Origin of the sequence: Sphingobacterium sp. CZ-UAM, from assembly GCF_002000245.1 — a bacterium.
In the GTDB taxonomy this organism is placed as follows: domain Bacteria; phylum Bacteroidota; class Bacteroidia; order Sphingobacteriales; family Sphingobacteriaceae; genus Sphingobacterium.
In genome coordinates this window covers 306401-318882 of the sequence record NZ_MTCM01000004.1, presented here as the reverse complement: position 1 = coordinate 318882, position 12482 = coordinate 306401, and the positions used below count along the sequence as shown (strand labels likewise).

The window sequence follows — 12482 nt, the reverse complement described above, 5'->3', positions numbered from 1 at the left end:
TTAATATAAAACATCATTTCTAACGTTTGGTTTGACAAAGTGCTACAAAAGACCATTAACAAAAGAAGGCTTCCTATCGGGAAGCCTTCTTTATCAGTTATATAAATAATGCTATTTATTTTTGTTTTGTTGAGCTTGTTGCTGAGCACGCATCATTTCTTCCATTTTGGCCTGGAAGCTAGATTTTTTCTCAACTTTTGGATTCTTTTTATTTTCTTCCAGTTTAGCTAAGATTTTATCATCATTTACCATTGTACGAATAACCAATTGCGTTAAGAATGTAAACAACGCACTTAGGAAATAGTAATAGTTCAGACCTGCAGGGAAACTGTTTAGGACAAAGAAGAAAATCAAAGGCATGATATAACCCATGTATTTCATTTGACCAGTTGCGCCCGATGTCGCATTGTTATACCAAGTGGTCAACAATGTTGTTAGGGTCATCAAGATACACATCAAAGAGATGTGGTTGAATGATCCAAAAATAGGTGCAAATGTAAACAAGGTATCATAGGTAGACATGTCCTTCATAAACAAGAAGCTCTGTCCTCTCAATTCAAATAAATTAGGAAAGAAATAGAAGAAAGCAATTGTAAATGGCATTTGCAGCACAAGTGGAAGACAGCCTCCGAGTGGATTCACGCCGACCTGTTTATACAGCTTCATCTGCTCTTGTTGCATCAACATCTGATTGTCTTCACCGACTTTCGCCTTAATCTCATCCAACTGCGGTTTCAATACCCGCATTTTGGCCATGGAGACGTAAGATTTGTAAGTCATCGGTGAAAGAATCAATTTCAACATCAGGGTCAACAATAAAATCACGATACCGTAGCTCATATGGAAACCATCTAAGAAATTGAATACCGGTACTGTAATCCACTGATTAATCCAGCGCATAGGTCCCCAACCCATGTTGATGATGGATTGGTAATCATTGCCCTCCGCTTTCAATACATTGTATTGATTTGGACCAAAAAAGAAATTCAATGAATAATTGTTGTCTTTATGATTGTCAAAAGCCAATTCAGCATTGGTGTTGTAAAATTTTACCACATCACCTTCCGTCGCATGCTTTACATCGATTTTCGCATTAACAAATCCATTTTTAGCATTTAGTATATTTGAAAAATAATGTTGTTTAAAAGCAATCCATTGCACTTTCTTTTCCAGTGCTTCATCATCGTCCTTCGATTCAGACAAATGGTCTACTTTACTATCTTCTTGGTAATAAAGGGTAGATTTTTGTCTTTCAGATTCGATATTCTGTTCCTTTTGTCTCAAAATAGTATTCCAGTTCAGCGTCAATGTTTTTTGACTCTGAGGAATTAAGTTTTGAATACCCTTTGTGTTGACATCCAGGCCTACATTGTAACCTTTCCCAGCAATTGAATACACATACTCAATATATTGATCTGCACTGTAGTTCAATTTGAATTTTACCGATTGTTTTCCTTCACCGGATACCTGGATATCCGAAGATTCTGTCGTAAAGAATAAATCGTTTGTTGATACGTTTTGTCCTGCGGCATTGAACTGGAAGCCAAACTTATTGTCTTCACCTTCAAAAAGCATTAATGGTTTTCCGTTGAAATTCTTTTCGCCTTTTAATTCGACTGATTTTACTTTACCACCTTTTGTACTGATTTTGGCAATGATAGCATCATTTTCGAGTGTGATGATTTTTTCAGTTCCAAATTTTGACGCACCAAAAGGTTTTTTCAGTTCAGCTGAATCTGCAATCGCTGCTGTTTGCGCTGTTTTAGCATTTGCGGTAGAGTCATTTGTTGCAGGAAGTCCTTTTGCCGCCTGAGCTTTAGCCTCTTGCCGTGCTTGTTCTTGTTTGATTTCTGATTCCGATGGCTTCATCAGGTAAAATGAACCAGTGATGATGGCAAACATCAGGACCAAACCAATTAGGGTATTTCTATCCATTTTTAATAATTAAACTTAATTAATTCTATCCTTCTCATACTACTTTGATTTCTTGTTGGCCAAAGCAGCGGCTACAAAGCTAACAAAAAGTGGGTGAGGATTTGCAACAGTTGACTTTAATTCTGGATGAAATTGTCCTGCAACGAAAAAAGGATGGTTTTTCAACTCAACAATTTCAACTAGGCCAGTCTCTGGATTGAAGCCAGAAGCGATCATTCCTGCTGCTTCATATTGTTTTAAATAGTCATTGTTAAATTCATAACGGTGGCGGTGTCTTTCGGAAATTTTTGTTTTTCCATAAATTGCAAAGGCCTTGGTTCCTTTTTTAATTTCACAGTCGTAAGCACCTAAACGCATTGTACCACCCATATTAGTGATGTTTTTTTGTTCTTCCATCAGATTGATGACCGGGTTGCTGGTGTTTGCATCCATCTCAAAACTATTGGCATCTTTTAACCCTAATACATTTCTTCCAAATTCAATGACTGAACATTGCATGCCCAAACAGATACCAAAGAATGGGATATTGTTTTCGCGAACATATTTGATTGCATTTAATTTACCGTCCAAACCACGTTCACCAAATCCAGGGGCAACGAGAACACCATCCATGCCTTTTAGTTTTTCGGCAACATTTTCTTTTGTAACGCTTTCAGCGGCGATATAGCTCACTTTTACTTTGCATTCGTTTGTTGCGCCAGCGTGGATAAAACCTTCGGTAATGGATTTATAAGCATCTGGTAGCTCGACATATTTCCCAACCAAAGCAATGTTGACATCATTTGTTGGGTTTTTCAGCTTTCCAAGGAAGTTTTTCCAGTTTTCCAGATCCGGTTCGTTTTTGCTGGAAAGTTTCAGTTTCGTTAATGCCGTTTTATCTAGGTTCTCTTTCAACATAAGTAAAGGGACGTCATAGATCGTCGAGGCATCAATAGATTCAACAACGGCATTGATGTTTACATTACAAAACTGTGCTAATTTTTTACGGATCTCTTGTGACAATTTATGCTCAGTACGGCATACCAAGATATCTGGTTGCACACCATATTCTAGCAATGTTTTCACAGAGTGTTGTGTCGGTTTGGTTTTAAGCTCACCGGCTGCAGCCAAATAAGGAACTAAAGTTAAGTGGATAACCAAAGAGTTATTTGCGCCTAGTTCCCAACGTAACTGTCTTACAGCCTCAACGAATGGCAGGGATTCGATGTCGCCGACTGTTCCACCAAGTTCAGTAATAATAATATCGTATTCATTCGATTCGCCTAAAAGCTGCATGCGGCGTTTGATCTCATCGGTGATATGGGGAATTACTTGAACTGTTTTTCCTAAATATGCCCCCTCACGTTCCTGTTGGATGACGTGTTGGTAGATACGACCTGTTGTTACATTATTTGCTTGTGAAGTAGGGACGTTCAGGAAACGCTCGTAGTGACCCAGATCAAGATCGGTTTCCGCGCCATCTTCCGTAACATAACACTCGCCATGCTCATAAGGATTCAATGTTCCTGGGTCAATGTTAATGTAAGGATCGAATTTCTGGATGGTCACTTTGTAGCCACGTGCCTGGAGAAGTTTAGCAAGGGAGGCTGCAATAATACCTTTCCCTAACGACGAAGTAACGCCGCCCGTAACAAAAATATATTTAGTCATAACAATTAAAGGATTTTCAATTTTATGTGGTCAAAACGACCAATAATAGTTGCTCTATGTACGGGATACAAAGATAGCAATTTTTTATTCAATATTATAATTGAAGATCGACTGAATAATTAAATTAAAAATAGATGTTGCCCAGATTATCGATTGTAGCCTTTAGATTGGGCTGCGATTTTGACTTAATCTCAACACGATAGAACTTATTTGCATTGGAAAAGACAAGTTGATAATGCTTACTGATAGTAATGATTTCAGGATATAATTTACTCAATTCATCAAGAGATGTTGCATAGCGTTTATTCGCATTCCCGTAAATCTGTTGCAGGTAAAAAATATTCCAGGCTGTTTTTTCCAAAGCTAAAAACTGTTCATCCAGGAATTGTTGATTATCTTGTTCCACAAATTTGATATGTCCCCATCGTTCGGGATAATGCATGTTGATCAGACCGATGGGCGACCATACCCAGTTTTCTTCCGCTAGCGGCTTACCCGTATTATCCTTTCTTTTGATATAACCTTTTTCATTGACATCATAGTGCCATTGTACGCGGGAGAAATTTATCTTCCATACTTCATTTGCCTTGATTTGATTTCCTTCACCAAAGTATTTTAGACTTTTGACAGGGATCTTCATTTCGACGGTCCAAAAATTATCTTTGTCGGCTGGATTATTTATTGTTCCAGCATGGTAGACAGCACTCTGGATATCTTTGGTGTCCCAGTTTAAATTAGCTTTTCCACCGAAACGATAAGGTTTGGTCATCAGAAGGTCCATGATCGTGTTCAGCGCATTGACTTCGATTTCAATATATTCCGGAGACTGGAGGTTGGGTTTTAAAAATATCTCAAAATCATTGTCATGATAAATAATGGTGTCTTTCTGTCTAAGATAGCCATTTATATGAGGTTCTTCCAATTTAGCAAAGAGGTAGAGGTTTTCATTATCCCAAAGCATTTTAACACGAGTGTCACATGATGGCGTAGGTTTACTTGTACCTTCGATGTCTTTGAACGCATTTGTCCATGGTGCCTTTGCCCAGGATATTTCGACATCTTTACCGTCAATTTCGATAGGAATTTGAGCTTTTTGGACATAATAGGTCTCGGGCTTAGACTGTAATTGCAGAAAATCACCAATATTTCGCTGTGCAAAAATGGTCATCGACTGTAAAGTAAGGGCAAGTATAAGAAAAACAGTTTTCATTAAAATATTATATGTCTAATTTGCTGCCAAGAAATTCTATGTGTGCAATCGTAATCCTTACACTGTCTATATGAAGTTTTAGACTACCACTGCTTTTTACGTAGGGAAGATTGGCAGCGCTAAAAGTAAGTAAAATGTTTTAGCTAGACAAAGAGGTAGGATTTTTTTTGAGAGATGGGGCTCGATTGTCTTAATTTTATTACAAGGTTTTCTGTATTGCTATCAAGTGATGTTGGCAGAAGTGAAATTATTTCGGGAAGGAAAGCGGTTGATGGCAGAAAATAAAAAAAGGCTTTGAATTTCGTCAAAGCCTTTTTTTATGCCGTGGTAGTCGTAATTAGATTCTTTTTGATTTAATACGAGCAGCTTTACCAGTAAGGCCACGTAAATAGAATAATTTAGCGCGACGAACTTTACCGTAGCTGTTTACTACAATTTTTTCAATGTTTGGTGAGTTTACAGGGAAAATACGTTCAACACCTACACCGTTAGAGATTTTACGAACGGTAAAAGTAGCGTTAGCACCTTCGCTGTTTAATTGGATTACTACACCTTGGTACACCTGCACACGCTCTTTATTTCCTTCGCGAATTTTATAATGAACGCTGATGGTATCTCCGGCTTTGAAAGCGGGAATTTCATTTCTTACTACCGCTTGTTCTTCTACAAATTTTACTAAATCCATGATTTCGAGTAATTATTAACGATTTATATCCTGTAAAAATCGGAATGCAATATTACGACTTATTTTTTGAATACTAAAATACTTTTTGAAAAAACTATTGACTGTTATTCAAATCGGATGCAAAGATATGAAAATGAAATGGATAATCTAAAGTTATTTTGAATATTCCTTTATAGGACTATTAGGACCTGTTTTTACGCTTGATAGTAGCACTGATCTAATCTCATAAATAAAAATATTACTCAATTAATCAGTGATTTAGTGCTAAAATTGAGTTTAGCTCTTGACAAATTGAAAAATTGATTCGATATTTGTGCCACACAAAACAAAGGTGATACCTTTTCGGGGTGTAGCGTAGCCCGGTATCGCGCCACATTTGGGATGTGGAGGTCGTAGGTTCGAATCCTGCCACCCCGACTAAAAAAGCTCTAACAAAAGTTAGGGCTTTTTTTGTTTCTAGGCAGGATGAGAACCTACGACCTATTAAGGAGTTGCTAGGTTCGATCCGGAGGAGGCTCAGGGTGGTGTTTGGGCGTTGTGTGGCTGAGCCAATCCTGCCACCCCGACTAAAAAAGCTCTAACAAAAGTTAGGGCTTTTTTTGTTTCTAGGCAGGATGAGAACCTACGACCTATTAAGGAGTTGCTAGGTTCGATCCGGAGGAGGCTCAGGGTGGTGTTTGGGCGTTGTGTGGCTGAGCCAATCCTGCCACCCCGACTAAAAAAGCTCTAACAAAAGTTAGGGCTTTTTTTGTTTCTAGGCAGGATGAGAACCTACGACCTATTAAGGAGTTGCTAGGTTCGATCCGGAGGAGGCTCAGGGTGGTGTTTGGGCGTTGTGTGGCTGAGCCAATCCTGCCACCCCGACTAAAAAAGCTCTAACGAAAGTTAGGGCTTTTTTTGTTTTAGGTAGATCGAGTACCTGCTACTTCTTAACAAGCTATAAGATTCGAACCAATGGCGGAGGGAAGTGTTTCTTGGCTCCATTATTGTATCCATCCTGTTGCCGATAGCAAGCAATAGAATAGGGAATTAGGGAAAGGAGATGGATTTTTTTCTACAATTTACCTAATTTGGTTGGAATTCTTTAGTTTTGGCTATACTAATTAGTGAAAAATTAAACTATTGTCTCCTCGGCAAAGGAAGGTTTGGAAAAACTCAAAAATACGGATGAACAATGATATTTAACGAAAGAATCGGCGACAACTACCTAAAATACCTGTTTACTGGGGTACTTTCGGCTTTGCTGGTTACAGGGTATGCGCAGGAAGTAAAGAAACAACAGAAAGAGAAGCAACAGCCACAACAAAAAGAACAGCAACAGCAGCAGCATCCCGAACAGGGGACTGCAGGGCAAGTCCAGACGATGGATTCCATTGATGTCGTACGTGACTACCGGCCGATGTTGGCCGATGCCGTCAAGGTGCGTCGGAGCCCAAATATGAAGTTGATTAACCGCGACGCGATCGAAACCGAGCTGCGCCAGATCGCCACCAGCACTTATTTGGCACAACAAAAATATAAACAGGCCTATTATCATGAGTTGATTAAACGTCATCCAAATGCTTCGCAAAGCAATATTGATAATTATCGCATCAGCTATTTGGCCTATGGAGCTGGCGAATACAAAAGAGCGAGCGGTATGCTGGAATCAATAAAATCTTCGGATGCCTTTTATCAGGGTGCGATCATGACTTTGGGCCATATTGCTCTGGAAACAGGTGACAAGCAAGCGGCACGAAATGCCTTTGTCAAAGCAACGACAATGGATCTCGACCGGCAGGTGAAAGCCGATGCGCTTTTTAACTATGCCAAAGTCCTGCTTGCCATGGACTCAACCCAAGCCGCCCAAAAGGTTCTCGAAAAATATATCGCGCAGGAAGTTAAACCTGTCGATCCAGGAGTAAAAAGACAGGAAAGTCCAGAAACACTATCGGCTGAAATCCTTCGGGGGACAACAAACTTCCATGCTGGGGTCAGCTTGCTGGAATCGTTGAAGGAGCGTGGCCGGGAAGTCGATTCTATTTATCAAAAGGTAACTTACTACCGCGGACTGGAGTTTTATAATGAGCGCGCTTTCGAAAATAGCATATCCATATTTATGCGTTCAGAAAAATTTCCGATCGACGCAGAAATGGCAGCCCTGGCTACTTACTGGAAAGCCGAAGCGATGTATGAAGTACGCAAATTCGGAGAAGCGGTGGAAAATTTCTCCCGTTTCCTGAGCTTGCCTGCGGCAAAAAACAACGAGGTCTATAATTATGCTAATTATGGTCTGGCCTATGCTGCCTATAGAAATAACCGGTTTGCACTGGCCGCCGATTACTTTGAACGCTTTCTAAAGGCCGGAGGAAATACAGTGGATGAAAATATACGATATGACGTCATCGCACGTTTGGGCGATTCGTATCTGTGTCTGCGTGATTACGGTCGGGCCAACAGTTACTATGACAGGCTGATCGATGGCAAAGCGCCTAATCAAGACTATGCATTATTCCAACGCGGTGTACTCTTTGGCCTACAGGGCGACAATGAGACCAAGCTCAATACCTTGCGGTCTGTTCTCAAACAATTTCCATCTTCGAACTATGCCGATGATGCGGCCTTTGAAATCCCCTACACCTATTTTACGACTGGAGATTATGATAACGCGCTAAAAGGGCTCCAAGGGATGATCGAAAAGTATCCACGTAGCAGCTATGTCCCACGTGCGCTAATGACCATCGGGCTTGTACAGTACAATAACGATGAACCCGAACCAGCGAAGGCTACTTTCCAACAGGTGGTGGAGAAATATGCGCGAACTGCCGAAGCAGAGCAGGCGATGCGTTTCATTGAAAACATCTACCTCGATCAGGGGGATGCGACGAGCTATATCCGCTATGCGATCGGTAGCAATGTGGGAAATCTGAGCCCAGCGGAACAAGATAACCAGGCTTTCCAGGCCGCACATTCCCTTTTTGCTAGAGGGGAATACGCCGCCGCTGTGGAAGCTATTAATGCCTATTTTGATAAATTTCCGAAACCCAAACAAGAGAAATTTGCGCGGTACATCCGTGGGGTAAGTTCGTACAAGACAGGTCACCCACAGGAGGCGCTGCACGATCTGAATATCATCCTGAACGATTGGACGAGCAAATATACGGAGAATACCCTACTGACAGTAGCAGCACTATATCTGGAGCTAAAGCAATACAATGAGGCCATTGTGCACCTCAAAAAACTGGAACTGAATAACGAATACAAAAAAAACTATGGCTATGCGGTAAGTAACTTGATGGTCTGTTATTTCGAACTTGGCGATATGGAACAGATGGCCAAATATGTGCAGTTGATAAAGGATTACGATAGCGCGACAGAAGAGGAAATTGCCAAAGCACACTTATACAGTGGCAAAGCCTTTCTGCAAGAAAAGAACATCGCCTCTGCCATGAAGGAATTCAATCTGGCGGCCCTAAAGAGCCAAACGGCACTCGGCGCAGAAGCAAGGTACCGTGTGGCACAGCTGCAGTATGATAACAAGGAATACGACAAGGCCCAGGAAACCGCTTTTGATGTCATCAACACTCGGGAGGAACATGAATATTGGGTAGCCAAGAGTTTCATATTGCTTGCTGATACCTATGCGCGTAAAGGCAATACTTTTCAGGCGAAGAGTACGTTGAAAAGTGTGATTGAAAATTATGAAAAAAAGGACGATATTGTCCCCGCAGCAAAAGAACGTTTACAGAAATTGACCAATAAGTAGCAGTAATTTTTTTTGTAAAAAAGGGGCCGTATCAAAATAGCTAGTTTGATACGGCCCCTTTTGTTTATTCCTAACAGTATATAAAACAAAAAAATCAGCAAACTACAGCGACAGTATTTCGGAAAAAACATTTACTGACTTTAGGTAGCAAATGTTATAAGAGCGGGCTTCCCACCAAGAGAAGCTAATTTCGTTCTATTTCCTGAATGACTAATGAAGGCTCAGATAAATGTTTTTTTAATTTCCTGATTGGTAGATATGTAAATACAATCGATAGTACGCCTGCAAGAATAGCGTCCAGAATAGCCATTGCAGTAGCATTTAATTTGTAATGCGTAGACAGACTATATTGTGCCAATAGCAGGCATGCCAACACAAGTAAGCCTGTTACGAAACCATGGAGGATACATAGCTTCGTCATAAATCTATTCTTGTTCAGTTCACTGTCTACTGTTAATGCGATCGACTCCTGTTCTATGGCTGTGATCACCCGCTTGATGATATCCATGGTAAGGACGATCGGTAAAAATATGGCCATGGGAAGTGTCAAACGGGCCAAACTTTGAGATCCAGCAAAAAAATGGGTATATCCAATTTCCTGAAAGCTGGCATAAGCCACCAGGAAATTGAAGAATACATTGGGAAGTATGTAATAAATCGCGCGCTTTCTTAAAAAGCGATTAAGTGTTGTCTTTTTTATTTTCTTGGTTTGAGCAAGTTTTGTCATGTATAATATTATAATGATAAGGTCAAAAAGCCGATAACCTTATCTTTTATTTTAATCGCTTCTTCTTTGGGCAGGAAATCTCCATTGGACATAAACGTAAAATCCATTTGTTGATTAAACGTTGTTGTGACCAAGGTGTTGGAATTCAACCAAGGGAAAGCTACTGTTGGACTGTAGAGGGTTTCCAAGGTGAAATTTTTGTACGCATTTGGCATTTGGATTTTACCCATATTGGAAAGTGTGATGTCATGCCCGCCTGGACTAGATTTTAGCATAGTAATCATGCGCTCCACGAGCGGATGCATCTGCTCCCCCATCCAGAGTAGCTCCTGCGCATTGACTTTTTCCATTTTCTGTGCTAGTTCTGATTTGATGGCATTCGCATTGGCCAAGATATTCTCTTTCCTCTTTTTTAGGGAAAGTTCCACCGTTGGGGCAAAAGCGAACATATGGTCCTGTTTGATCTCAGGAATAAAATGGCGTATATCAACAGGACTGATTACTTTATTTTTTGCCAACTTACCCCGTACCTCCCTAAAAGCCTGAATAAATGCTGTACATAAGACTGCGTGGACTGAAATACCTTGCATTTTACAGACTTTGGTTAAGGCTACCGTTGTTTCCGTATCTAGTTTCCAATGAATTGCATAGTTCTTCCCTGAATTTCTTTTTCTGCTCTTCCTTTGCAGGAAAAAAAAGAGCCTTGCGAACAGTAAATAGCGTTTAGCCTTACGCGATTTTTTCTGCGGCTCAAAGCCCTGCGGAAGGAAATCATTAACCGATTTAAAAAGTGGATAGGGCTGGAGTTCCTGATTAGGATCATCCAACAAACTAAGGAGCTCCCGCATCAACGTGACAATACTGGTTCCATCACAGATACAATGCGGCAATACCCAAAGCAGTTCCGATACATCTTCGCCTTTGATCCAGACCAATTGAGCCAGCGGCTTGTTGTCCGTTTTAAAGGGGCGATACCATTCCCGTTCCGACGCTGTCAGCCAATCCATATCCGTTTGACGTTGGACAATATGGAGTGGAATAGATTCCATGCCTTCCCTGACAACAAAATGGGGCTGTTTGGTATCCATCATCTCTATAACCGAGCGGAGCAAAGGATGTTTCCGTTGAATTTTTACCAGGGCATTCCGAATATGTTCTTCAGCAATCTTCCCTTGGATTTTAGCCGTAAATATACAGTTTAAAGGTGTTTCGGGATCAACATACATGATCCTTTCCACTAGCATTAATTTCCGTTCGATCATGATGCCTCCTGATAATCTAGTTGCTGTCTGATGCGATCTATGATCTCATCACAGATCGCCAAGGCTTCTGTTTCTGGTAAATAGCCTTCGCTTCCCACAAAGGAAAAGTCCATTTGTCCACGAAAGGTAGAAGTGACCATGGTCGTCGTATTGCCTAATGGCCCAATAACGGATGGACTGAAAATGGTGTCCAGGCTGAATTCCTGATATTGATCAGGGATCTGTATGCGCCCCAAGTTTGAAAACATGCAATCGTTGGATGACTTACCTCGTTTTAAAAGTCTGGTAAAGTTCTTTAGCGCATTGTGGGCAGATTCCATCACCATCATGGTGATATAAGGATTGAGCTTCGCTGTTTTGCGTTCCACTTCATCCTGCATCAACCGGAGGTTATCCAAAAAGCTCATTTTCTGCTTCGAAGACATGACAATCATTAATCCGAAAGCAAAAATATGGTCATCTTTTATCTGTGGTGCAAAACGCCTGATATCTACTGGACAGGAAACTTTATTGAATGCCGACGAGCCACGTACTTTTTTAAATGCCTCCAATACTGTTGCACCCAAAAAGGTGTTGACGGTTACTCCTGAAGACTTGCAAAAGGAAATCAGTTGCTTGCTGGTAGTTTCGTCCAGCTTCCAATGGATCAGATAATCATTCTGTCTGTCAATCGCCCTTTTACTGACCGGAATACATTTTATCGCTAAAGCTGCTAGTCTGCCAATGGCTTTTGCCTTAAATCGCTTCTTACCATTCTGTAAAATATGTTCTGGTACGACATCCTCAATACCAAGGATAGGATTTTCCAGTCCGATTTCCGCGGCCGGATTGTCCAGTACTTTTAGAAATTCATACAATAATGCCATGGCCGATCCACCATCACATAAGCAATGATGGAATACAAATAGCATGTCTGAGACTTCTTCGCCCTTAATCCAGACAAATCGGATTAAAGGTTTCGTCTGATAATCGAAGGTCAAATGCCATTCCTTTTTGGATTCCTCTTGCCAGTCGTCTTCACTTTTTCGGTTTACTAACCGTACCGGAATCGATACGGTTAGTTCCGGAACCTGAAACCAAGGTGTATTTTTCTCATCATGTTGGATAAGTGCCCGCAGCCAGGGATGTTTTTCCTGTAATCGGCTCAAGGCATATTTGATATCTTCTTCGCTGAAAACACCACGTAGCCGAAAGGGAATGACGGCGTTGAAGGGTTCAGTTCCATCCCCCAACAGCATGCGCTCACCAAATAATAGTTTTCTTTTCAT

At 40.8% G+C, this 12482-nt stretch carries 8 protein-coding genes and 1 tRNA gene; 2 read left to right on the top strand and 7 right to left on the bottom strand.

Going from position 1 to position 12482, the window contains the following annotated elements; all coding sequences use genetic code 11:
- Positions 1–111: 111 nt before the first annotated feature.
- The 4 genes from yidC to rplS all read right to left on the bottom strand — a co-directional run bounded on the left by yidC (position 112) and on the right by rplS (position 5480).
- Entirely contained in the window at positions 112–1935 is a 1824-nt protein-coding gene (gene yidC / locus BWD42_RS17230; protein ID WP_077437630.1) for a membrane protein insertase YidC, read from the bottom strand.
- A 39-nt stretch (positions 1936–1974) separates the two neighbouring features.
- Entirely contained in the window at positions 1975–3585 is a 1611-nt protein-coding gene (locus BWD42_RS17225) for a CTP synthase (protein ID WP_077437629.1), read from the bottom strand.
- Between the two features lie 124 nt (positions 3586–3709).
- Complete coding sequence (locus tag BWD42_RS17220; protein ID WP_077437628.1) at positions 3710–4795, bottom strand: carbohydrate-binding family 9-like protein; 1086 nt, start codon at positions 4793–4795, stop codon at positions 3710–3712.
- A gap of 337 nt (positions 4796–5132) precedes the next feature.
- Positions 5133–5480, bottom strand: a complete 348-nt coding sequence (gene rplS, locus BWD42_RS17215; RefSeq protein ID WP_077437627.1) for a 50S ribosomal protein L19 — start codon at positions 5478–5480, stop codon at positions 5133–5135.
- 343 nt (positions 5481–5823) lie between these two features.
- Here rplS and BWD42_RS17210 point away from each other — a divergent pair.
- Both BWD42_RS17210 and BWD42_RS17205 read left to right on the top strand, forming a co-directional pair.
- Positions 5824–5897 (top strand) — tRNA-Pro (locus BWD42_RS17210).
- 757 nt (positions 5898–6654) lie between these two features.
- Positions 6655–9225, top strand: a complete 2571-nt coding sequence (locus tag BWD42_RS17205) for a tetratricopeptide repeat protein (protein ID WP_077437626.1) — start codon at positions 6655–6657, stop codon at positions 9223–9225.
- Positions 9226–9409: 184 nt separating this feature from the next.
- Here the strand turns inward: BWD42_RS17205 and BWD42_RS17200 are convergent, their stop codons facing one another.
- From BWD42_RS17200 to BWD42_RS17190, 3 genes are read right to left on the bottom strand one after another with little or no spacing between them, the layout of a single operon-like run.
- The gene (locus BWD42_RS17200; protein WP_077437625.1) at positions 9410–9952 is read right to left on the bottom strand and encodes a hypothetical protein; all 543 of its coding nucleotides are present in this window, start codon (positions 9950–9952) and stop codon (positions 9410–9412) included.
- Between the two features lie 8 nt (positions 9953–9960).
- Positions 9961–11214 (bottom strand): condensation domain-containing protein, encoded by a 1254-nt coding sequence (locus BWD42_RS17195; protein ID WP_077437624.1) that lies wholly within the window; start codon positions 11212–11214, stop codon positions 9961–9963.
- Complete coding sequence (locus tag BWD42_RS17190) at positions 11211–12482, bottom strand: condensation domain-containing protein (protein ID WP_077437623.1); 1272 nt, start codon at positions 12480–12482, stop codon at positions 11211–11213. Before BWD42_RS17190 ends, BWD42_RS17195 begins: the two co-directional genes overlap by 4 nt.